This window comes from Comamonas sp. A23 (assembly GCF_004522605.1).
GTDB classification, from domain to species: domain Bacteria; phylum Pseudomonadota; class Gammaproteobacteria; order Burkholderiales; family Burkholderiaceae_C; genus Comamonas; species Comamonas thiooxydans.
Window position 1 is genome coordinate 49,409 of sequence record NZ_RSDT01000013.1, and the last position, 20,447, is coordinate 69,855.

The 20,447-nt window shown below is 63.9% G+C and carries 21 protein-coding genes and 2 tRNA genes; 9 read left to right on the forward strand and 14 right to left on the reverse strand.

What is annotated here, in order from left to right; genetic code table 11:
- Position 1: 1 nt before the first annotated feature.
- On the reverse strand, positions 2–1,204 hold the full coding sequence (locus EIC84_RS22685; RefSeq protein WP_003063399.1) for a leucine-rich repeat-containing protein kinase family protein: 1,203 nt from the start codon (positions 1,202–1,204) through the stop codon (positions 2–4).
- Positions 1,205–1,257: 53 nt separating this feature from the next.
- Here EIC84_RS22685 and EIC84_RS22690 point away from each other — a divergent pair, with 53 nt between their 5' ends.
- Together EIC84_RS22690 and EIC84_RS22695 are read left to right on the forward strand one after the other, a co-directional pair.
- Complete coding sequence (locus EIC84_RS22690) at positions 1,258–2,235, forward strand: SMI1/KNR4 family protein (protein ID WP_003063398.1); 978 nt, start codon at positions 1,258–1,260, stop codon at positions 2,233–2,235.
- 1 nt (position 2,236) lies between these two features.
- Positions 2,237–2,746 carry an ankyrin repeat domain-containing protein gene (locus tag EIC84_RS22695; RefSeq protein ID WP_034361659.1) on the forward strand — a complete coding sequence of 170 codons (510 nt, stop codon included), beginning with the start codon at positions 2,237–2,239 and terminating at the stop codon, positions 2,744–2,746.
- Between the two features lie 57 nt (positions 2,747–2,803).
- Here the strand turns inward: EIC84_RS22695 and EIC84_RS22700 are convergent, their stop codons facing one another.
- From EIC84_RS22700 to EIC84_RS22735, 8 genes are all read right to left on the reverse strand, one after another.
- Entirely contained in the window at positions 2,804–3,172 is a 369-nt protein-coding gene (locus tag EIC84_RS22700) for a copper-binding protein (protein ID WP_003063394.1), read from the reverse strand.
- Positions 3,173–3,195: 23 nt separating this feature from the next.
- A complete protein-coding gene (locus EIC84_RS22705; protein ID WP_003063391.1) occupies positions 3,196–3,693 on the reverse strand; it encodes a DUF411 domain-containing protein in 498 nt (165 codons plus the stop codon).
- Positions 3,694–3,711: 18 nt separating this feature from the next.
- Entirely contained in the window at positions 3,712–4,194 is a 483-nt protein-coding gene (locus EIC84_RS22710; RefSeq protein ID WP_003063389.1) for a plastocyanin/azurin family copper-binding protein, read from the reverse strand.
- Positions 4,195–4,209: 15 nt separating this feature from the next.
- Positions 4,210–5,616, reverse strand: a complete 1,407-nt coding sequence (locus tag EIC84_RS22715; RefSeq protein WP_034361657.1) for a multicopper oxidase family protein — start codon at positions 5,614–5,616, stop codon at positions 4,210–4,212.
- Position 5,617: 1 nt separating this feature from the next.
- On the reverse strand, positions 5,618–7,051 hold the full coding sequence (locus EIC84_RS22720; RefSeq protein WP_003063384.1) for a TolC family protein: 1,434 nt from the start codon (positions 7,049–7,051) through the stop codon (positions 5,618–5,620).
- Complete coding sequence (locus tag EIC84_RS22725) at positions 7,048–7,374, reverse strand: hypothetical protein (RefSeq protein ID WP_370456518.1); 327 nt, start codon at positions 7,372–7,374, stop codon at positions 7,048–7,050. The genes EIC84_RS22720 and EIC84_RS22725 overlap by 4 nt, the downstream gene beginning before the upstream one ends.
- A 147-nt stretch (positions 7,375–7,521) precedes the next feature.
- Positions 7,522–7,983 carry a hypothetical protein gene (locus EIC84_RS22730; protein ID WP_003063381.1) on the reverse strand — a complete coding sequence of 154 codons (462 nt, stop codon included), beginning with the start codon at positions 7,981–7,983 and terminating at the stop codon, positions 7,522–7,524.
- 103 nt (positions 7,984–8,086) lie between these two features.
- Positions 8,087–10,222 carry a cation-translocating P-type ATPase gene (locus tag EIC84_RS22735; RefSeq protein WP_003063379.1) on the reverse strand — a complete coding sequence of 712 codons (2,136 nt, stop codon included), beginning with the start codon at positions 10,220–10,222 and terminating at the stop codon, positions 8,087–8,089.
- A 39-nt stretch (positions 10,223–10,261) separates the two neighbouring features.
- On the opposite strand from EIC84_RS22735, the gene EIC84_RS22740 reads away from it, so the two are divergent.
- Genes EIC84_RS22740 through EIC84_RS22755 form a run of 4 tightly spaced genes read left to right on the forward strand, consistent with a single transcriptional unit; the run spans position 10,262 to position 13,300 of the window.
- The gene (locus EIC84_RS22740; protein ID WP_003063377.1) at positions 10,262–10,735 is read left to right on the forward strand and encodes a Cd(II)/Pb(II)-responsive transcriptional regulator; all 474 of its coding nucleotides are present in this window, start codon (positions 10,262–10,264) and stop codon (positions 10,733–10,735) included.
- A 57-nt stretch (positions 10,736–10,792) separates the two neighbouring features.
- Positions 10,793–11,596 (forward strand): ABC transporter permease, encoded by an 804-nt coding sequence (locus EIC84_RS22745; RefSeq protein WP_003063374.1) that lies wholly within the window; start codon positions 10,793–10,795, stop codon positions 11,594–11,596.
- Positions 11,597–11,609: 13 nt separating this feature from the next.
- Entirely contained in the window at positions 11,610–12,599 is a 990-nt protein-coding gene (locus EIC84_RS22750; RefSeq protein ID WP_003063372.1) for an MlaD family protein, read from the forward strand.
- Complete coding sequence (locus EIC84_RS22755; RefSeq protein ID WP_034361655.1) at positions 12,596–13,300, forward strand: hypothetical protein; 705 nt, start codon at positions 12,596–12,598, stop codon at positions 13,298–13,300. The genes EIC84_RS22750 and EIC84_RS22755 overlap by 4 nt, the downstream gene beginning before the upstream one ends.
- 92 nt (positions 13,301–13,392) lie before the next feature.
- On the opposite strand, the gene EIC84_RS22760 is transcribed toward EIC84_RS22755, so the two are convergent.
- Positions 13,393–14,430, reverse strand: coding sequence for a porin (locus EIC84_RS22760; RefSeq protein ID WP_003063368.1), 1,038 nt, complete (start codon positions 14,428–14,430; stop codon positions 13,393–13,395).
- Between the two features lie 566 nt (positions 14,431–14,996).
- Between EIC84_RS22760 and EIC84_RS22765 the strand changes: the two genes are divergently transcribed.
- Both EIC84_RS22765 and EIC84_RS22770 read left to right on the forward strand, forming a co-directional pair.
- Positions 14,997–15,073 (forward strand) — tRNA-Pro (locus EIC84_RS22765).
- 181 nt (positions 15,074–15,254) lie between these two features.
- Positions 15,255–15,331, forward strand: a tRNA-Pro gene (locus EIC84_RS22770).
- A 130-nt stretch (positions 15,332–15,461) separates the two neighbouring features.
- Here the strand turns inward: EIC84_RS22770 and EIC84_RS22775 are convergent.
- From EIC84_RS22775 to fepB, 3 genes are read right to left on the reverse strand one after another with little or no spacing between them, the layout of a single operon-like run.
- Complete coding sequence (locus EIC84_RS22775) at positions 15,462–16,502, reverse strand: iron chelate uptake ABC transporter family permease subunit (RefSeq protein WP_003063366.1); 1,041 nt, start codon at positions 16,500–16,502, stop codon at positions 15,462–15,464.
- Positions 16,499–17,551 carry an iron ABC transporter permease gene (locus EIC84_RS22780; RefSeq protein WP_003063364.1) on the reverse strand — a complete coding sequence of 351 codons (1,053 nt, stop codon included), beginning with the start codon at positions 17,549–17,551 and terminating at the stop codon, positions 16,499–16,501. Before EIC84_RS22780 ends, EIC84_RS22775 begins: the two co-directional genes overlap by 4 nt.
- Positions 17,552–17,554: 3 nt before the next feature.
- A complete protein-coding gene (gene fepB / locus EIC84_RS22785; protein WP_034361653.1) occupies positions 17,555–18,493 on the reverse strand; it encodes a Fe2+-enterobactin ABC transporter substrate-binding protein in 939 nt (312 codons plus the stop codon).
- A gap of 124 nt (positions 18,494–18,617) precedes the next feature.
- Here fepB and EIC84_RS22790 point away from each other — a divergent pair, with 124 nt between their 5' ends.
- A complete protein-coding gene (locus tag EIC84_RS22790; RefSeq protein WP_034361651.1) occupies positions 18,618–19,421 on the forward strand; it encodes an ABC transporter ATP-binding protein in 804 nt (267 codons plus the stop codon).
- A 30-nt stretch (positions 19,422–19,451) separates the two neighbouring features.
- Here the strand turns inward: EIC84_RS22790 and EIC84_RS22795 are convergent, their stop codons facing one another.
- A complete protein-coding gene (locus EIC84_RS22795; protein WP_034356617.1) occupies positions 19,452–20,351 on the reverse strand; it encodes an IclR family transcriptional regulator in 900 nt (299 codons plus the stop codon).
- Positions 20,352–20,447 lie beyond the last annotated feature (96 nt).

Here is a 20,447-nt window from a genome sequence, read left to right on the forward strand (position 1 = left end):
CTCAGCCGACAAGAGCCTGAACCTCATCCTCCAGATAGCGCAGCGCACGCAGCTCAATCTGCTGCAGCTGCGCTTTCTGCGTTTCGGGCAGGCCCTGCAAAAGCGCAGCGGCCCCAAAGTCGCTGAGCACGGCCTGCCCGGTCTGCAGGTTGCACAGGATATTGTGGGCGTACAGATCTCCATGCAGCAGACCACGGCCGTGTAGATGGGTGATGGCAGAGCGTATGCCTTGCAGCAGCTGCTGGGCTACGCCGGTTTGCAGACGTAGTTCGGGGTCATAGACATCACGTGTGCAGCTGTCGAAGCTGGGCGGACCGGCTAGCGGCTGCATGGCTGAATCCAACAGGGGCAGGGCCGTGGCCATTTGCCCGTCAGGAGCGCCCAGAACCTGCGCCAGTGGCGTCAGCAGATGAGGATGCTGTCCTGCGGCAATGCCTGCTGCCAGTTCGGATTGCGGCGTGCCGTCGCTGGTCTGGGCGGCCTTGAAAACCTTGAGTGCCAGCTCCTGTCCGTTGAGGCTGGCGCGGTAGATATGGCCGCTGGCGCCTTCGCCCAGCTTGCCGGTGATCTGCAGATTTTGATAGAAAATTGGCTCAATCCCATGCCCTGAAAGCGTATCCAGCTCCTGTTTTTGAGTCATTGGATTGCCTGCAAGCGCCAGCCATGCTAGGTGTGGCAGCCGGAAGATGACTTCAGGAGCATCTTCGAAACGATTGCTTGCCATGCGCAGCAACTCCAGCGCTTGGCAATGCTCCAGGCTCCGGGGCAACTGCCTCAGCTGGTTGCATGACAGCATGAGCTTTTGCAGACGCGTGCATTGGCCCATGGATTCGGGCAGCCGCTGAACGCGGTTGTCCGTGAGAATCAGCCAGCGCAGACGCGCCGGCAGGCTGTCCTCGGGTACATGCGCAATGCGGCAGGCCTTGAAGCCCACCATTTCGAGTTGCGGCATGCGGCCCAGCACGCGGGGCAGTTCGCTGAACGGATTGTTCGAGGCAAACAGAATGCGCAGCCGCGCAAAACGCGTCAGATCATCGGGTAGGGTGCTGAGCCGGTTGCCCGACAGATCGAGGATCTCCAGCGTATCGGCCAGCTGATAAAGCGCGGCGGGGAACTCGGTCAGCCCATCGCAGAGCCTGATATGGTGTGCGCGGGCCAGTGAACCATTGGCCAGCCCGGAGTGAAACTGCTCTAGCGTCAACATAGGACGCGCAGTCTAAGCCCTGAGCACCCATGCACCTAAAAAACACAGTCAGCATGAAAATCTTCAAAGACCTGCCTACGCTGGTACAGGCATTGCCCGAACTGGCGCTGGGCGACTGGGTGGATCTGCCCGCCGATGCCGCTGCCCAGCTCGATGCGCCACATCAGTCCCCGTCAGCAGATCTGCTAACACAGCCTGCTTTGCGCTTTGTGGCGCGCGATGCGAATGAGGTGCCGCGCATGGGCTATGTGCCGTGGATGCCGGTGGCGGTGCTCGCTCAGATGCACTGGCCTTCACCATCGGACGCGGTGGCATGGTCTTGTTTTCTGCAGGCCGAGTTCGGGCGCAGCCAGCGCTTTGTAGAAAACCATGATGTGTGGGATGAGGCCGACCTGCCCGAGCCGCATTGGCTGCCCGCCGATGCTTCGCTCGATCAGCGGCTGGCCCATTGGTATCAAGGCCTGCAGGCCCATGCCTGGATGGACGAAGAGCCGGCTCAAGTCAAGCCCTTCAGCCGGGCCGAGCTGCGCCTGTGCGAATGGCGCCTGGGTTGCGCTCTTCCCCAGTCCTTGCGTGACTATCTGTTGCAGCTCGGTGTGCTGGACTGGGCCGAGCGCTTGCTGAGTCCGCGCTTTGATCTGATGGCGCCGGATGCAGACATGGATGCCATCGGTTCGGTGCAAGTCGTGTTCCCGGGCATCGCCGATATTGTGGAGATGAGTGCGTCGCAACAGGCGCTGGCCTTGGAGGCGCAGTTGAGCGAGCTGGTGGTGTTCGGGGACTACCTGGGCAATGGCAATCTCTGGTGCTTTGACCGCTGCGATGGCTCTGTCTGGTATCTGGACCATGACAGCAGCCCCTTGCTGACCCGTATGTTCGACGATGTGGGCGACTATCTGGACGCGCTAGCCTTGATGTCGCTATGCCGCAGTCACGCCGTGGCCCAGGGGCGGGATGATGGCGATGAGCAGGCCGAAGTGCTGCTGGAAAAGCGCTTTGGGCGGGCGCTGATCAGGAAATGGATGTACTGAAATGAGTATGAAACTGCTCAAGGCCGCTGAAAAAGGCGATATTGCTGCGCTGGAGTTGCGCCTGAGGGACGGTGACGATATCGCCTATGTGCAAAAGAGCACAGGTCTCAATGCGCTGATCACTGCCCTCAATTGTGGCAACGATGCCGCGGCCCAATGGCTGGTGGAGCAAGGCAGTCCGCTGGATCAGGTGAGTCTGGCAACGGGCATGACCGCCACCGCCTGGGCGGCCTTCAACGGGCGCACAGAGATGCTGCAAGTGCTGCGGCAGGCGGGGGCCAACCTTGACAAGACCGGGGATGACAAGGGCCGCACCCCATATCTGTTGGCTGTGGACCATGGCGCGTGGGAGGCTGTGCGCTGGTTCTGGTCGGCCGGGATCGATCTTCGGCGCAGAGATGCTCAGGGTCGCAATGCCTGTGATCTGCTGGTGCACAGCGGTCGTGATGTGCCCGGGGATGTACTGGAGCGCGTGGCAGGGCATGCCGCTGCACCGCCCACGGGGCGCTGACGTGACGACGATGCCATGCTTGCATGGCATCGTCATCGTCTCAACGGCGAGACTGCATCAGGACGCTGGCTGGATGCGGGTGATGATCAGCGAGCCATCCTTGTCCTCGGCGCGGAACAGCACTTTGTCACCGGCTTTGAAGTCGTTGGACTGGCTGGCGTCCGCCAGCGCAAACACCATGGTCATGGGAGGCATGTCCAGGTTCTTGATTTCTTCGTGGCGAATCGTCAGCTTGCCTGTGCGCTTGTCCACGCGGGTGATTTCACCGGCGGTCAATGCGTCGGCCTGAGCTGCAGGTGCGGTTGCAGAAGTGCCGGCTGCTGCGCCGTGACCGGCGTGTGCCGAGTGATCCTGCGCCAACGCGGGAGTGGTCAGCGCAAAGCCCAGGCTCAGGGCTGCCAAAGTGGTGTGAAAGAGGTTTCTCATCATGTTCTCCTGAATTGAGGGGGTCAGCCGCGATAGCTGGTGAAGACCGAGGTGCTGACATCGCTGCGCATCAGGCTTTGGGTGACCAGCAGCACGTCGTAGGGGTCTTTGCGGCCACCGTACTCGGGGCCGTCCATGCCGGGACTGCCAATGGGCATGCCCGGTACGGCGATGCCCAGCGCCTTGGGTTTTTGCTTCAGCAGCTTGTGCACATCGGCGGCAGGCACATGGCCTTCGATCAGATACCCGCCCACCAGGGCTGTATGACAGGAACCCAGGCGGGTAGGCAGGCCCAGTTTGGCGCGTACGGCGCTGTTGCCCACGTCGTACACCTTGACGGCGAAGCCAGCCTGCTCCATCAGGGCAATCCAGTCCTTGCAGCAGCCGCAGTTCGGGTCTTTCCAGACTTCCATGGGGATCTTGGCGGGCGCTGTAGCCTTGCTGGCCAGTGCGGGCAGGGTGGCCATTGCTGCGGCGGCTGCCAGCAGATGCAGGGCGTGGCGGCGGTTGCTGTTGTTCATGGGTAGTCCTTTCTTGCGTTATTCGGTGACGGTGATGCGCCCCGTCATGCCAGCCTGGTAGTGGCCGGCGATCAGGCAGGCGAAGTCGAAATCGCCTGCGCGGTTGAAGCTCCAGACCATGTCTTCGGTCTGGCCTGCGGCGACATGGGCCATATAGGGTTCGGCATGCTCCATGCCGGGGTACTTGAGCATCATCTGCGCGTGCTCATCGAGCGATGCCCGGGTGCCCAGCACCATCTCGTGCATGAGAAGGCCTTTGTTGACCACGCGCAGGCGCAGGGTTTCGCCCTTTTTCACGCTGAGATGACTGGGGCTGAAGCGCATGTCGTCCGTCATCTCGATGGTGATGGTGCGCCGGGCCTCTCTTGCCTCGGCTGCAATGCCCCAGGGCTTTTGCTCCTTGATCACGGGACCGCTGGCATGGGCGTTGTTTTCATGCGCAAAACTAGCGCCAGCGCTTGCTGCCAAAGTGCAGGCAGCTATGAAATAAATAGTCTTCATGGGAGTCTCCTGGCGTCAGTGCTGGGTGTGTGCACCCGTGGCGGGGCCGGTTTCGGGTTTGCGTACGGTGGCGGCACCGGGGGCGGTGCCGGGCGTGCTTTGGCGGGGGGCCTTGGCATCGAAAGGTGCGCCCTGCCATTCATAGGCACGGGTCCCTTTGGGCTGCTGGTACCAGCCGGGGTCCTTGTAGTCGTTGGCACCCAGGTTTTTGCGTACCTTGAAGCTGGTGAACATCCCGCCCATTTCGATGGGGCCGTAAGGGCCCTGGCCGGTCATCATGGGGAAGGTGTTGTCGGGCAAAGGCATTTCCATGGCGCCCATATCGCCCATGCCGCGCTCGCCCATCAGCATGTAGTCGGGCACGATCTTCTGGATCTTGCCCACCAGGCCGCGGTGGTCCACGCCGATCATGGTGGGCACGTCGTGACCCATGGCGCCCATGGTGTGGTGGCTCTTGTGGCAGTGGAAAGCCCAGTCGCCGGGTTCGTCGGCAATGAATTCCACCTGGCGCATCTGGCCCACGGCCACATCCGTTGTCACCTCGGGCCAGCGGGCGGACTTTGGAACGGGGCCGCCATCGGTGCCCGTGACCTCGAACTCATGGCCGTGGATATGGATGGGGTGGTTGGTCATGGTCAGATTGCCCACGCGGATGCGCACCTTGTCGCCCTGACGAGCCACCAGTGGGCTGATGGCGGGGAAGGCGCGGCTGTTGAAAGTCCAGATATTGAAATCCGTCATCTCGTTGATGCGCGGTGTCATGGTGCCGGGCTCGACCGCATAGGCGCTGAGCAGGAAGGCATAGTCGCGCTGCACCTTGTCGATCAGCGGGTGGGCTGTCTTGGGGTGGGTGATCCACAAGCCCATCATGCCCATGGCCATCTGCACCATCTCATCCGAATGCGGGTGGTACATGAAGGTGCCGGGGCGGCGCGCCTCGAACTCATAGACGAAGGTCTTGCCCGGCGGGATGTGGGGCTGGTTCAGCCCGCCCACACCGTCCATGCCATTGGGCAGACGCTGGCCATGCCAGTGGATGGTGGTGCTCTCGGGCAGGCGGTTGGTGACGAAGATGCGCACCTTGTCGCCTTCCACCACTTCGATCGTGGGGCCCGGCGACTGGCCGTTGTAGCCCCACATATTGACGAAAAATCCGGGCGCCACCTCGCGCACCACGGGCTCGGCCACGAGGTGGAACTCCTTGACGCCCGCATTCATGCGCCAGGGCGTGGTCCAGCCGTTGAGCGTGACCACGGGTTGGTAGGGGCGACCGTTGGGCGGCGTCAAAGGCGCAGCCGTGTCGGCGCTGCCTTGCATGACGGGCTCGGGCAGGGCCGCCATGGCAACCCGGCTGACGGCCATTGAAGTCGTGGCGGCTGCCACTGCAGTGGCAGCGCCAGTGAAAAAGGATCGGCGTTGCATATCAGTGACCTGCTTCGGCTTGTGCAGCGGGCGCTGCGCTGGTGTTGACGGTGGGGGTGGTTCCTGGCGATGTGCCTGTCAGGGCCAGGCGCAGATCGGTCTCGGCCAGCCAGAAGTCGCGCTGTGACTCGGTGGCGGTCACCACCGCTTGCGTGGTGCTGCGGGCCTGGGCCAACAACTGCCACACACTCATGAACATGCCGTTGTAGCGGTAGACGGTTTCTTCCTGCATCAGCTTGGCCAAGGGCAGAACCTCGGCCTGCTGCTGCTGGGCCAGGTCGTAAGCCGTGCGGTAGGCCAGCCAGTTGCTGCGGGCTTCGCTGCGTGCGCGTATGGCGTTGTCTCGCAGCAGCGATGCGCTGCGCAGCACCTGGTTGCGTGCCATGCCGCGCGCGGCAAAGCCCCAGTCAAACAGCGGCAGCGGCACGTCGAACTCCCAGCCCTGGGTCTTGTCGCTGTGGCCGGTGGCGCGTTCAGTACTGGTGTTGTTGCTGTAGCTGGCGCCGATATCACCAAAGATGGTGCCAATCGTGGCCCAGCCCTGGCGGCCGGCGGTCACATCAAGGTCGCGGCGCAGAGCGCCCAGATCCAGCCGCTGACGCAGGGCGGTGGCTTCGGCGTCATCGCCGCCGCGCAGCTCGGTGGCTTTGGGCAAGGCGGGCAGTTGCTCGGGCAGCTTGTAGGCCAACTGCTCGCCCCACAGCCCCATGCGGCGGGCCAGCTGCTCGCGTTCCAGCTGGGCGTTCAGACGCGCGCGTGCTAGCTGGGCGGAGGCCTGCTGCTGCTGGGCCAGCTCTCTGGCCTGGTCCATCTTGCTGAAGTTGCCGACCTGGGCCATGCGGCGTGCCAGCTCGCCGCCCAGGGCCGCTGCCTCGTGCATGCGTTCGTTGGCGACCAGAGCCTGCTCGGCGGCCACGGCGCGCAGCCAGGCGCGGCGCGTGTCGGAGGCCAGCAGCAGCACCTGCTGGGCGGCCGTCAGCGTGGCCTGTTCCATCTGCCAGCCCTGCCAGCGGCTGCGCCAGGGCAGGGTGATGAGCTGCACCAGCCCAAAGCTGAGCTGGCGCTCGATTTCGCGCTCGTGGCCGTTGCGAAAGCGGCCGAAGGTAAAGCTGGGGTTGGGCAGTGTCAGGACCTGCACGCGCTGCGCGTCGGCAATGCCAAGCTGCGCCAGCTGGGCCTGCAGACCGGGGTTGTTGAGCAGGGCGATGCGCACGGCGGTGTCGGCATCGACAGGGGCTTTGAGCCAGTCGGCAATCTGGGTCTGCGCATCCTGCAGGGCTTGCGCGTCCGGCGACGGCAGTTGTGCACCCGCGGGCAGCCTGCCTTCGGTATGTCTGGCCACGTTGCCGCGCAGTCCGTCGGGCGAGATGCTGGCGCAGCCAGCCAGCGCCAGTGCGGCGAGCAATGGCGCGGCTTTGAATGCAAGGCGCTTCATGGCTGGACTCCGTGATGGTGCTGATGTGCGGGCGCACCGCTGTCCGGGGCTGGGCCGGAGGCATTGCCCTGGGATTTCTCCCACCTGAGCACATCGCCATGGCCGCGCGGGAACTCGCCCACGGCAGCATTGGCGGCCTTCCAGTCGCCGGGTTGGTTCACGATGGCAGCACCGGCCGCGAATGGCTGATGCTGCAGCGCCAGCGTAGGAGCGTCGGGATCGAAAACGCGGTTGCCCTTGGCTGGGGATTGGGCGGCCGGCGGAGCCAGCTCGGGCGTCTGGGCCAGGACTGGCGGGCTGACGCCGGCCATGAGCAAAGCCATGGCTGTCAAAGAAAGAGGATGCGCGTGGCGCATAGAGGATTCCTGTCGTCTAAAACCGGGAGAAGGTCCGCAGTCTTGAGCGTTTGACGGCTCGAAACTAGACAGCTAGCACGTGGTTGCTATCAAAATGCGGACGCACCTAGGGCGTCAGAGCGCAGAAATCGGTGGTTTGACGAGGTCGGCAGGCGCGGCGCTGGCAAAGCGCGCTGCACCATGGGCCGGCTGGGCGGCCAGAGGGAGGCTGGAGTGAAGTGTCAGCAATTCGGGGTTGGCCAGCGTCGAGTGGCAGATGCCGCAGGCCGTGCAATGGCCTTCATGCTGGTGGCAGTCGCTGTCGGCGGCATTGGCGCTGCAGCTGACGGCCCCTGCAGGGCCTGCCTTGTGGGACGCGGCCATGTCGTGATGCGGCTGTGCGTCGGCCGTGAGGCTTGCATGCGCGTGGTTCGAAGCCTCTGCCATGGCGGCCACTTCGTCCAGGCTTTGCGTCTGCACCAGCGCATGTCCCATGTGATGGGCCTGGTTGGTGTTCTGCTCCATGGCCATGGCATCGCCTGCCAGGCCACGCAGGGCCAGCAGCAAAATCATGAACAGAGAGAAAAAGCGACGCATGGGGTGAATGATAGCGAAGGGCGGGTTTAGTTCCCCGCCCGGTGCAGTAAATCGTAAATTAGATAGCTGCTTGCGCTTGCCTATCAAGGGCTAAGGTCGAATTTCATATGTTTTCAGGCCTGTTCCCCCAATGGCGCAGGCGCAGGCCATTGGCGACCACCAGCAGGCTCACGCCCATATCGGCCAGCACGGCCAGCCACATGCTGGCATTGCCGCTGACGGCCAGAATGAAGAAGGCCAGCTTGATGCCCAGGGCCAGGCTGATGTTCTGCCAGAGCACGCTGTGCGCGCGCTGCGAGAGATCGACCACCTCGGGGATGCGGCGCAGGTCGTCGTTCATGAGCACCACATCGGCGGTCTCCATGGCCATGTCGGTGGCATGCATGCCGCCCATGGCAAAGCCTATATCGGCCTGGGCCAGCGCCGGCGCGTCGTTGATGCCGTCGCCTGTCATGGCCGTGGGGCCGATGTCGCGCTGCAGCTCGCTCAGGGTCTTGAGCTTGTCCTCGGGCAGCATATTGCCGCGCGCATCGCTGATGCCCGCTTCTGCGGCCACCGTGCGCACGGTGGCGCTGTTGTCGCCGCTGAGCACAATGGGTTTGACACCAAGCGCCTGCAACTGGGCCACGGCCGCCTTGGCCTGCGGGCGCAGCGGGTCGGCCACGGCAAACAGCGCCTGCACGCCCTGTTCATTGGCCAGCAGGGTGACGGTGCGGCCCTGTTGCTCCTGCAGCATCAGCGCGGCCTGGAGTTCGGCACTGTCCCAGCCTTGCTCGCCCACCCAGCGCAGATTGGCCAGCGTCCAGCGTTCACCGTCGATCTGGGCCTGCACGCCGCGGCCGGGCAGGGCTTGCAATTGCTGTGCTTCGGCAAAGTCCTTGCCGACCTGGGTCTCCAGCCCCTGGGCAATCGCGCGCGATACCGGGTGGTCGGAGCGCGATGCCAGAGCATAGGCGCGGGCTGCGGCTTCATCGCCGCTCGCAGCATTCCAGTTCTGCCAGTCCACCAGCTTGGGTGAGCCCGTGGTCAGCGTGCCGGTCTTGTCGAGTGCGATGGCCTTGAGCTGGCGAGCCGATTCCAGTGCGCTGCCTCCCTTGATGAGAATACCGCGCTTGGCAGCAGCCGTGAGCGCGCTGACCACGGTGACCGGGGTGGACAGGACCAGGGCACAGGGGCAAGCGATGACCAGCAGGGCCAGGGCCTGGTAAGCGGCCTGATGCCAGCTCCAGTCCAGCAGCCAGGGCGCGAGCAGGCCCAGGGCAATCGCCAGCACCAGCACGATGGGGGTGTAGACCTCGGCGAAGCGGTCGACAAAGCGCTGTGTGGGAGCCTTGGAGGACTGCGCCTGCTCCACGGCATGGACGATGCGCGCAATCAGGCTGTCGCTGGCCGGTGCAGTTACACGCAGGTGCAACTCGCCGTCCTGGTTGATGGAGCCTGCATACAGCTCGTCGCCCGGGCCTTTGTGCGCCAGCGCGCTCTCGCCCGTGATGGGGGCCTGATTGACCGAGCTTTGGCCCTCGGTGACCAGGCCGTCGAGTGGGACGCGAGCGCCTGGCGTCACACGCAGCACGGCGCCCAAAGGCACCTCGCTGGCGGCCATGCGCTGGGTGCTGCCGTCGGGCTGCAGCACATCGGCGGTCTCTGGCGCCAGCTGCAGCAGATTGCGGATGGCCAGGCGGGCCTTGTCCATGGCCTGGTCTTCGATGCGCTCGGCCGCCGCATAGAGCGCCATGACCATGGCAGCTTCGGGCCACTGGCCGATGATGAAGGCGCCCGTGACGGCCACGGCCATCAGGGCATGAATGCCGAGCTTGAAGCGCAGCACATCCTTGAGGCCGGCCTTGTAGACGCCCAGGCCCGACAGCGCTATGCCCAGCACGGCCAGCGCCATGCCCAGATATTGAAGCGTGGGGTTGGCGCCGTCGCCGCCAAACCAGTGGCAGGCCTCTGCCGCCAGAGCTGCGGCCAGAGCGGCATAGATGCGCGGCCAGCCGGGCAGCACGCCATGGTCGTGAGCATGGTCATGACCGTCACCCTCATCGTGAGCCTGGCTCTTGGCTGGCTCGCTGATGGAAAACGGTGCGCAGCAGCCGGTTCCGCAGGCCGATGTGGCTGTGGCGGCAATAGGTTTCGACGTGGCTGGCACATGTTCATGCGGATGAGCATGATCGTGATCGTGTGAATGACCATTGTGGCCGCCGCCATGGGCGTGGGTGGACAGGCTTTCTTGCTTCATGGCAGTATTGAAAACAATAAAGTCACTTCAAGGTCAAGCATGTCCCTCGATTCGCACGATATTCCGCGCTGGCGCATTGGCGAGGCAGCCAAACGTTCCGGCATTGCTGCGGCCAATATCCGCTACTACGAAAAGGAGCAACTGCTCTCGCCCGGCATGCGCGAGGACAATCAGTACCGGCTCTACACCGATGGCGATGTTCACAGGCTGCGTTTTATTCGGCTGTGCCGGGCCATGGATATGTCGCTCGACGAAGTGCGTACCCTGCTGGCGCTCGATGGTGCGCGCAAGGCCGATTGCGTGGCTGCCAACAAAACCCTGGACGCCCATCTGGGTCATGTGCGCGAGCGGCTGGCCGAGCTGCAGGCTCTGGAGCATGAGCTCATGCAGCTGCGCAGCCAGTGCGACGGCTCGGACAGCTTTTGTCACATCATCGAGGCCTTGCATGCACAGGCCGATGAGCCCTTGCCCGAAGGCTTGCAGGGCAGTGCTGCGGCAAAGCGCCATGTCTGACAGGCGGCAACCGTGGCGGCTGCGCCCGTACCCTAAAGTGGACGCTATCATTCCTGCATGAGCTGGAGTGAAACCACCATCAAGCTGCCGGGGCGGATCTGGGCCGCGCTGGGCGCGCAGGCCCTGGCGTGGTGGCGCAGCATTTATCTGACAGCCGTGCTGTTGGTGCTGGTCATGTCGCCATCCAGCTACCAGAAGCACGGGCGGGCCATGCTGGCCCAGCAGATGTTTGCGCAGACCGCCCCCATACTCACAGGTTTTACCGCGCTGGCGGCCTTGTTGTGTGCGGTGATTGCGCGCATCGTCATTGTTACCGCACAAAGTTACGGTCTGTCGCGCTATGCGCTGGATCTGGTGGTGCGAGTGATGGTGATCGAGCTGATACCGCTGACGGCCGCACTGTTTGTGGCCATGCGCTGCACCATTCCGGCCGGCGTGCAGGTGGTGCAGATGCGTATGCAGGGCCAGCTCGCGAAGTGGAAGACGCAAGGCATTGATCCTGTCCGTGCGGCACTGGTGCCGCGCGCTGCGGCGGGCGTGTTTGCGGCCGTCACGCTGGCTGCGCTCAGCTGCATCGTGGCCTTGGTCACCGTGTATCTGAGCGTCTATGGCTTCAGTCTGGCCGGGTTTGCTGCCTACACGCGCATCTTCGGCCAGATCTTCACGCCGTCGCTGACGCTGGTGTTTGTGCTCAAGACCTGGTTTTTCAGCCTCACGGTGGCCGTCATGCCGCTGGCCTCTGCCATGTACACGCCTGTTGCGCGGCACAGGCAGGGTGGGGCGGAGCTGGGTGGCTTTGCACGCATGTTTGCCGTGTTGCTCCTGATCGAGGTGATCTCGCTCATGGGCAACTATTACTGAAAAGGATGGAGCCATGAGCGAAACGCGTATGGCCGAGGAGCAACTGATCGACGAGGAGTTGCTCAGCCTCAAACCCGTCGCACATCTGCGTGCCAAGGCAGCCGCGCTGCTGGCGCTGACCCTGGTCTTGATTCTGAGTGCTGCCGCTTATCTGCTCTACGCGCGTGGAGTGTTCGAGCCCACGCAGCGTCTGGTGCTGACGGCCGATGACTCCGAGGGCGTGATCGTGGGCATGGACATGACGTTCTCGGGCTTTCCCATAGGCCGCGTGCGCAAGATAGAGCTGGCCGAGGACGGCTCGGTTCGCATTCTGGTCGATGTGACCGAAAAGGATGCCCACTGGCTGCGCCAGTCCAGCGTGTTCACGCTGGTCAAGGGACTGGTGGGCGGCACCACCATCAAGGCCTATACCGGCATGCTGGGCGATGCGCCACTGCCGCCGGATTCCGTGCGGCCCGTGCTCAGCGGCGACGCCACGGCAGAGCTGCCCCAGATCATCAATTCCGCCAAGGAGGTGCTGGCCAATGTGGCGGCACTGACCGCCACGGATTCGGCATTGGGCGGATCACTGGCCGAAGTGCGCAAGCTGGCCGAGCGCATGCAGGGCCAGGGCGGGGTTCTCGGAGCGGTGCTGGGCAGCGACGAGGAAGCGAAGAAGGTCGGCCAGATGCTGGAGCGCGCCAACTCCCTGCTCGGACGCATGGACCGCATGGTGGCGCGCGCCGACAGCCAGGTCTTTGATGCGAATGGCGTGATGCCTCAGGTCAAGGCCACCATGGAGCAGCTCAACGGCTTGCTGGCCGATACGCGCAAAAGCATGGCCAAGGTCGATGCCGTACTGGCCGATATGCAGGTGGTGGGCAGCAATGCCCGCGAGGCCTCGACCGACCTGGGTGCGCTGCGCGCCGAGGTCGAAAGCAATCTGCTGAGGCTGGAGTCTGTGCTCAACGATCTGCAGCGCAAATGGCCGTTTTCCCACAAGCCGGAGTTGAAGCTGCCATGACGCAAAAAATCAACCAAAAGCAGACTCTGGGTCAATGTGGGAGAGTGATAGCTGCTATATCCGTCATGGCGATTTCGGCCTGTGGCAACCAAGCCCCGGCACCGGATTGGGCCTTGAGTGCCGAAGCTGCGGCGCAAAAAGCTACTCAGGCCTATTTGCAAGGGCATCAGCGCGTGGAGGCGCTGCAGTGGCAGAAGGCGCGTGATGCAGTGGCAAGCACCGGCCAGCCCGCGCAGGCCGCCAAGCTGGAGCTGATGCGCTGCGCGGCGCAGGTGGCCAGCCTGGACTGGAACAGTTGCCCGGCCTATGAGGCGCTGGCGCAGGATGCGGGCAAGCCAGAGCAGGCCTATGCCCGCTATCTGCAGGCGAGTCCGCAAGCCGGTGATATAGAGCTTTTGCCCGAGGCGCAGCGTGCCGTGGCGCGGCAACTGCTCGGTGGCGGCGCAGGTGGTACTGCCGTGGCTGAGATCAAGGATCCGCTATCGAGACTGGTGGCTGCGGGTGTGCTGCTGCGTGGCGGCGCTGCGGTGCCTGACCTACTGCGGCAAGGCGTCGATACCGCTTCGGAGCAAGGCTGGCGCAGGCCTTTGATGGCCTGGCTTCTGCTGCAACTCAAGGCAGCGCAGCAGGGCGGCGATGTGGAAAAGCAGGCGCAGCTGCAGCGTCGGCTGAAGCTTCTGGAGACATCCGCACCCAAGTGAACAGGCCGGCCACCGGATTGAAAATGAAAAAGCGAGGCCTGAGCCTCGCTTTTGAGTGGATGGCGAGCCAGAGGCTCGCTCAAACCCGGTGCTTAGAAGCGGTGACGGATACCGGCGATCAGGCTGGTGCCGGTCTTGGGATTGGCATCGGTCACGCGGTCATACATCAGAGCGGTGTAGACATCGGTGCGCTTGGACAGGAAGTGGTCGTAGCCCAGGGTCGCTGTGGTGCGGGTGGCGTCGGTGGCCGCTTCGTACTTGGTGCGGGCCACGGCGGCCTTGACAGTACCGGGGGTACCGGAGACAGGAATGTCCAGACCCAGCGAGTAGGTCTTGCTCTTGCTATCCAGATCCTTGACCTTGGCCTGGCCGTAGGTGGCGTAGAGCTTCACGACGTTGAAGTTGTAGCTGCCGCCGACCATCCAGTCGCTCTTGGTGGGCATGACTGTGCCGCTGCCGGGGTTGGTGATCTGGTCGCGCTCGTAGAAGGCCGTCAGGCTCAGAGGACCGTTGAAGTACAGGGCGTTCACGCCGACGTTCTTCTTGCTCTTGTTGCCAGGAGTCGTTTGCTCGCCGAACTGGTAGTAGACATTGGCAGTCAGACCGCCGAAGCTAGGTGTCGTGTAGACCAGCATATTGCTCCAGCCGGTGTCGGCGGGCGTTGTCAGGCGGTTGCCGCCCCAGGCTGCGGTGGGCGTGTTCGCGTGCAGCACTAGAGGCGAGATGGTGAAGGAATCGCCGAAGGGGTTGGTCAGAATGGTGGGCAGGAAGTTGGGCGCCTTGTCGCGGCCCAGGCCGATGCGGCCGAAATTGCCGTTCAGGCCGATGTTGGCATCGCGCGAGAAAAAGGTATCGCCGGGGAAGCGGCCGGGTTCACCCGTGTCCATGCGCATGAAGGCGGTGAGGTTGAAATCGACCTTCAGGCCGCCGCCCAGGTCTTCCGTGCCCTTCAGGCCCCACCAGGAAGTGGTCATGCCGCCGGAGCCAACAACGCCCTTGCGATCCTGGCCGGCCATTTTGACCGAGCCGGCATACATATCGGCCAGTCCGGTCAGTTGCACATTGCTCTGGGCAAAAGCGGCGCCGGAGCAGGCCAGGGCTGCAGCCATGGCGATAAAAGCAGTCTTCATGAGTGTCCTCTCGAGTTAGATATTGGATTTACGTTTTGAAATATAGCGGGGGTTTGTATACAGCTTGCTCTGCAGTTCCGCGGATGCCGATGAAATCATCTTTTCAGCGATATGACAGTGGTTTTTTTACCTCAAGGACTCAGGGAAATCTCTTGTATGCACCGTGTTGGTGCTATCGATATTGCCGTACAAAGCGGCTGGGTGAAGCCAGCTGAGCGAGAGTGAGTACTGAGGGTTTCGTGATCAAGGAATAACAGTCATTCCTGGTGGACCAGGTTTGATCAGGAGGTTCGGGGATGACCGCGTCAGCGGATGGAACAAGAGTGACTCGGCGATGGATGCCTGCCTGGAATCGCTGAAGCGCCCACTCTTGTCGTTCCCTTGGGCAGTCCTGGTCAGTCTGCGCAGGGCTTGCAATTGACCGGAGTATGCTGAGCGCTTGTGCGGCCGGGCGTGCGTTGATATCAGGCCTGCAGCTTTCAGCACCAGTTCAATACTTTTTTGAAAAAAGTGCGCGTTTTCCCCGGGGAGGGTGTTTTTCCTCCCTATAATTCATCCCATCGACACGGAATGTAGCGCAGCCTGGTAGCGCACTTGCATGGGGTGCAAGGGGTCGCGAGTTCGAATCCCGCCATTCCGACCAAATTGAAAAGGCCTGTGATGAAAATCACAGGCCTTTTTCAATGCCGATTCTAAGGTCGCTGAGGGGTTTGCTATGAAACCTGCAGCGCCAGATGACCGTCGTGGCTGAGAATCGAGCAACTGCTTGAGTTGCAGCCTTCCCAAAAGATGGTCGAAAATCGGTTACAATAGCGTCATCGACACGGAATGTAGCGCAGCCTGGTAGCGCACTTGCATGGGGTGCAAGGGGTCGCGAGTTCGAATCCCGCCATTCCGACCAATCTAAAAGGGCTCCTAACTGTAAAGTTAGGAGCCCTTTTTCTATCCAGATCGCATGATGTCGTACGACTATTCAGGGCGATGGCTCGAAGAGAGATAGAAGTGCTGTCTCAACCTCTGCTGTCGCACTCCTAGCCTTTGCGGGAACGAAAAAGCAGCCACAGCAGATACACCCCACCCAGCAAGCCCGTCACCAGCCCAATAGGCAGATGCAGGCGCACCGGCGCCCACTGGCTGAGCAGGTCGGCCGCCAGCAGCAGTACGGCGCCCATGGCTGCGGCCGTGAACAGAGGTACATCAGGTGACAGGCCCAGGCGCCTGGCCACCTGGGGCGCTGCCAGCGCGATGAACGCGATGGGCCCGGCCGCCGCCGTGGCGATGGCCGTCAGGGCAACGGCGCACATCACCATGATCAGCCGGGTGCGCGCTACGTTGACGCCGAGCTGGGTGGCGGCGTCATCGCCCAGTTCCAGAAGGTTGATGCGGCGGGCACACAGCAGCACGACCGGCACGATGGCGACGAAGCTGAATGTGGCTGGCACGACATGCGCCCAGGTCCGCGCACTGAGCGAGCCGGCCAGCCAGCGCTGTGCGGAGACGGCCCGGTCCAGATCGCCCATGACCAGCAGGATGGTGTTCAGGCCCGAGAGCGTGGCCCCTACGCCTATGCCCACCAGCACCAGCCGGTAGCCCCCTGCCACGCGCCGGCCGCTGGACAGCGCGAGCACCACCGCCGCCGTGGCCATGCCCGACAGCACGGCGGCCAGCGATATCCACAGTGGCCCGGCATCGCCCAGTACGATCAGCGCAATTGCCCCGCTGGCTGCGCCCGTGGTGAAGCCGATCACGTCCGGCGAGCCCAGCGCATTGCGGGAGACGGACTGGAAGATGGCACCGGCCATGCCCAGCGCCGCACCCACGAAGACCGCCGTGAGCACGCGCGGCAGCCGCACGCGCAGAACCACGCGCTCGGCGGCGGGGCTGGCGCCCGTGCCCAGCAGACTGTTCAGCACCTCGGTCGGACTCAGCGACAGGGTTCCCGTGCCCAGCAGCAACGCACCCAGCATCAGGGTCAGCACGACCAGTGCCATGCCCACGGCCAGCGGCCTTGGCCGCCAGCGGAACGAATATGGGCCCCAGCGCAGTACCGAAGTCTTCACGGACGCCTTCATAGCCTGCTCAACCGGTTTCTGTACGCCACCCAGACAAAGAACGGCCCGCCGATCAGGCAGGCGACGATGCCCGCAGCCACTTCGGCAGGCGCTGCGACGACGCGGCCGAGCACGTCGGCACCCAGCAGCAGCACTGCAGCGTAGAGCGCGGACAGCGGCAGGATCCAGCGGTAGTCGGGCCCGGACGAGAGGCGGGCCAGATGCGGGGCCACCAGGCCGACGAAGGCGATAGGACCCACGGCTGCCGTGGCTGCACCGGCCAGCAGCATGACCGCCAGGCAGGCCAGTTGAGCGGTGGCGCGGACATTGACGCCCAGCGCCAGGCCCAGGTCATGGCCCAGCGCCATGGCGTTGAGCTGGCCGACAATGGACCAGGCCGCCGCCAGCCCCGCCGCCACGGCGGCCACCAGCACGGCGGCGCCGGCGTAGCCGCTGCCCTCCAGTGAACCGGCCGCCCAGTGTCGGAAGCCGTCAAAGACTTCCGGGGGCGCATTGAGCAGGATGATGCCCGCGCTGGAGGTGAGCATGACGGACAGGCCGGCCCCGGCCAGCACCAGGCGCACGGGGTGCGTGCCCGCCCCCCGGGACTGACCGAACGCGAAGACGGCCGCGCCGGCCAGCCCCGCTCCCGCAAAGGCGCACCAGACATACTGGGCCACGGTTGTCAGGTCGAGGGCCGTCATGCCGATCAGCACGGCCAGGGCTGCGCCGGCATTGACACCCAGCAGGCCCGGCTCGGCCAGGGGATTGCGGGTCACGGCCTGCATGAGCGCGCCAGCAACGCCCAGGGCCATGCCGGCCAGGATGGCAACCACGGTACGCGGCACACGCAGCAGGCTGACGACCAGGTGCCGGTCATCGCCCAGGTCGGGCGCGCGCAGCGCGGCGAGGATATCGGCCAGCGCGATGTCGCGCGAGCCCACGGTGATACTGAGCACGGCGACGATACCCAGCGCCAGCGTGCCGCCCGCCAGGCCCAGGCTGCGCCTGCGGCGCAGGTGCGAGTGTGGAGCGGGCCGAGCTACCGCGCTCTGGAGCAATGCGCGCATGGCTCAGTGGAAATGGCTGGCCACGGCATCGACCATCTGTTGCCCGGAGTAGTAGTCGATGCGAAACGATGTCGGCCCCAGCGAATAGACGCGCCGACCGGCGACGGCGGGAAGGTTGGCCAGCAGCGGGTCGTCCAGGAAGGCCTGGACATCGCTTTGCGAGGCACCCAGCAGAAAGACGGCATCCCCGGTGATGGCGGCCGACAGGTTTTCGCGGGAAATGAATTCAAAGTCCGAGGAACGCGTCACCTGAGCGGCCAGCGTGGGCGGAAGGCCTTCCACCTTGAAGCCCAGCGCGGCCAGCAGTCGTGCATGCGGGCTGGCGGCTCGGCCTATTGAGTAGCTGCCGGCCAGGTTGTAGGCGACGATGCTGACCGGCTTGGCAGGAGGCGTGATGGATGCGGCGGCCTGGGCGACGTGGGCATCGAAGCGGGCAATCGCCGCCGCAGCCTCCTTCGTGCGACCGGTGATGCTGCCCAACTGCGTGGCGATGTCCTGCCAGGACTGGCTGGAGTAGTCGACCACGACCATGGGAACGCCCTGGGCCTGCAGCTCGGAACGGTGCTGGGCCACGCTGTCGGCGCCGGTGGCAGAGGCCACCAGCAGATCAGGGTTGGCGCCCAGGACGGCTTCGATGTCGAACTGCAGGTTGCGGTAGAGCACCTGTACGCCACGCTCGTCGGCAACGTGGGCCCATTGCGAGAAAAAGCCCTTGTCGTCGGTCAACCGGCTGGGCGTGGTGGCTGCGGTTGCCGCCACGGGGGCATCGATGGCCAACAGGATGCCCGTCACGCTGGGCGAGGTGGACACGATGCGCTGCGGTAGAGAAGCCTGCTGCGTGGCGCCGGCCTCGTGGACGGCGTTGCGCTGCATGAGCGCGATACCGGCCAGCACGGACAGTGCAGCAGCCGCCCCCAGGGCGGTAAGTTTTAGTCTGTTCATATCGATCTGACCGTGACAGGGCCGAGTACACCAAGGTCAAGGTTCTTCAGGGTATTCCTCATTGTAGAATGCATTCCGAATTTGTAATGCCTAAGAACCTATTGCTTGTGGGGCATGACCGGCCATGACATATCGACTGAGTGCTGATGCAGTGACGCTGCGCTACGGCGAGCGCACCATTTCGCAGGGCCTGTCCCTTGCTGTTCCCGATGGCTCCTTTTCCGTCATCGTGGGGCCGAACGCCTGCGGCAAGTCCACCCTGCTGCGCGCGCTCTCGCGCCTGCTGGCACCGACCATAGGGAGGGTCATCCTGGATGGCAGGCATATCGCGCAATGGCCTGCCAAGGAGGTTGCGCGGCGCCTGGGATTGCTGCCGCAAAGCGCGATCGCGCCCGAGGGCATCACGGTGGCAGACCTGGTGGCGCGTGGGCGCTACCCCCATCAGTCTTTCCTGAAGCAGTGGACGGATGTCGACGAGCAGGCGGTGGCCGAGGCCATGCAGGCCACTGATGTGATGGCCCTTTCGGACCGGCTTCTGGACGAGTTGTCAGGCGGGCAGTGCCAACGTGTGTGGATTGCGATGGTGCTGGCGCAGCAGACGCCCATCCTGTTGCTGGACGAGCCCACGACGTTTCTGGACATTGCACACCAGATCGAGTTGCTGGAGCTGCTGGCGGACATCAACCGGGCCGGCCGCACCGTGATTGCGGTGCTGCACGATCTCAACCAGGCCTGCCGTTACGCCTCACACCTGATCGCCATGCGCGACGGGCGCATCGCCGCACAGGGCAAGCCCGGAGCGATCTTTACCGAGCAATTGGTCGAGGAGGTGTTCGGCCTGTCATCGGTGATCATTCCTGACCCTGTGACCGGGACTCCTCTGGTGGTGCCAAGAGGGCGCAAGGCGGTGCATGCGATGGAAGGCTGAAGCGCCTGGGTATCTTCCTGCGCGTCGCTTCTAGGGAGAGTCTGAGCCAAAGGCTCGTCCGCCTGTGGCCTGGTTGATCAGGCTGGCTTCGCGCAGCAGCGCATGCCTGTCGTCGGGCGACTTGAGCTGGCCCAGGTCAGAGACAGTGGTGACCGCGCAGGCGATCTCATGCTGTGCGTCGAACACCGGTGCTGCCTGGCCCGTGACGTTGGACAGAAGGTGGCTGGTCAATTCGGACCAGCAGCGCTCGCGCACTTCATCAAGCACGGCCTTGGTCGGTGGCTTGCCGCGGAAATGGGCGGGTTGCTGGCGGCGCGCGGCGTCGATGGTGGCCTTGGGCAGGAAGGCCTGGAACACCAGACCGCAGGCGGTGTTGTCTATGGGAAGGATGTCGCCAAGCGCCAGCGGATTGATAGAGAAGTAGGCGCTTCGGTACCAGCGTACCAGGGTCGGCCCGCGATCGGTCCAGATGGCCACGCCGCCGCTGAGCGCGTGCTGGTGTGTCAGCGACTTCATATGCTGCGCCGCAATTTCCACCGCATCCACACGCTTGAGCGCGCCAATGCCGATGCTCAGTGCCGCGCTGCCCAGGTCGTAGAGGCCGCTGGCCGGGTCCTGTCTTGCCAGACCTTCCTTGACCAGGCTTTGCAGGTAGCGGTGGGCCGTGGAGCCCCCCGTTCCGGTGCGCCTTGCCACCTCGCCAAGCGCCAGCTCGCTTTCGGCATTGGCCAGGACCATGAGGAAGCGGGCGGCGATCGAGACCGACTGGATGGTGCCGGAGCGTTTCTCCCCGGCGGTTGTCTGAGGTGTTGTTGTTTTCAAAGGCTCGGCTTCCTTGCCTGTACTTGGAGCATCGCAGGTGGGCGCCCGGGCGCCGCTGGTCTCGATGATACCGGCTCCTTTCGGGTGGAAGGCACCCCCGGTACGCATACATCTTTTCAGTGTTGTTCTTATTTTCCGCATATGGGAATGAATTCCTGATGGTGGAATTTCTATGCATCATGCTGTAACATAAAAACAAGAATC

Bases quoted from the DNA above. Each gene is read 5' to 3' on its own strand.
- EIC84_RS22735 (WP_003063379.1), bottom strand. From the start codon at position 10,222: ATGAAGCAAGAAAGCCTGTCCACCCACGCCCATGGCGGCGGCCACAAT.
- EIC84_RS22715 (WP_034361657.1), bottom strand. From the start codon at position 5,616: ATGCAACGCCGATCCTTTTTCACTGGCGCTGCCACTGCAGTGGCAGCC.
- EIC84_RS22705 (WP_003063391.1), bottom strand. From the start codon at position 3,693: ATGAACAACAGCAACCGCCGCCACGCCCTGCATCTGCTGGCAGCCGCC.
- fepB (WP_034361653.1), bottom strand. From the start codon at position 18,493: ATGAACAGACTAAAACTTACCGCCCTGGGGGCGGCTGCTGCACTGTCC.
- EIC84_RS22685 (WP_003063399.1), bottom strand. From the start codon at position 1,204: ATGTTGACGCTAGAGCAGTTTCACTCCGGGCTGGCCAATGGTTCACTG.
- EIC84_RS22720 (WP_003063384.1), bottom strand. From the start codon at position 7,051: ATGAAGCGCCTTGCATTCAAAGCCGCGCCATTGCTCGCCGCACTGGCG.
- EIC84_RS22790 (WP_034361651.1), top strand. From the start codon at position 18,618: ATGACATATCGACTGAGTGCTGATGCAGTGACGCTGCGCTACGGCGAG.
- EIC84_RS22740 (WP_003063377.1), top strand. From the start codon at position 10,262: ATGTCCCTCGATTCGCACGATATTCCGCGCTGGCGCATTGGCGAGGCA.
- EIC84_RS22700 (WP_003063394.1), bottom strand. From the start codon at position 3,172: ATGAGAAACCTCTTTCACACCACTTTGGCAGCCCTGAGCCTGGGCTTT.
- EIC84_RS22725 (WP_370456518.1), bottom strand. From the start codon at position 7,374: ATGGCTTTGCTCATGGCCGGCGTCAGCCCGCCAGTCCTGGCCCAGACG.
- EIC84_RS22775 (WP_003063366.1), bottom strand. From the start codon at position 16,502: ATGAAGGCGTCCGTGAAGACTTCGGTACTGCGCTGGGGCCCATATTCG.
- EIC84_RS22795 (WP_034356617.1), bottom strand. From the start codon at position 20,351: ATGCGTACCGGGGGTGCCTTCCACCCGAAAGGAGCCGGTATCATCGAG.
- EIC84_RS22760 (WP_003063368.1), bottom strand. From the start codon at position 14,430: ATGAAGACTGCTTTTATCGCCATGGCTGCAGCCCTGGCCTGCTCCGGC.
- EIC84_RS22780 (WP_003063364.1), bottom strand. From the start codon at position 17,551: ATGCGCGCATTGCTCCAGAGCGCGGTAGCTCGGCCCGCTCCACACTCG.
- EIC84_RS22750 (WP_003063372.1), top strand. From the start codon at position 11,610: ATGAGCGAAACGCGTATGGCCGAGGAGCAACTGATCGACGAGGAGTTG.
- EIC84_RS22730 (WP_003063381.1), bottom strand. From the start codon at position 7,983: ATGCGTCGCTTTTTCTCTCTGTTCATGATTTTGCTGCTGGCCCTGCGT.
- EIC84_RS22690 (WP_003063398.1), top strand. From the start codon at position 1,258: ATGAAAATCTTCAAAGACCTGCCTACGCTGGTACAGGCATTGCCCGAA.
- EIC84_RS22695 (WP_034361659.1), top strand. From the start codon at position 2,237: ATGAGTATGAAACTGCTCAAGGCCGCTGAAAAAGGCGATATTGCTGCG.
- EIC84_RS22755 (WP_034361655.1), top strand. From the start codon at position 12,596: ATGACGCAAAAAATCAACCAAAAGCAGACTCTGGGTCAATGTGGGAGA.
- EIC84_RS22710 (WP_003063389.1), bottom strand. From the start codon at position 4,194: ATGAAGACTATTTATTTCATAGCTGCCTGCACTTTGGCAGCAAGCGCT.
- EIC84_RS22745 (WP_003063374.1), top strand. From the start codon at position 10,793: ATGAGCTGGAGTGAAACCACCATCAAGCTGCCGGGGCGGATCTGGGCC.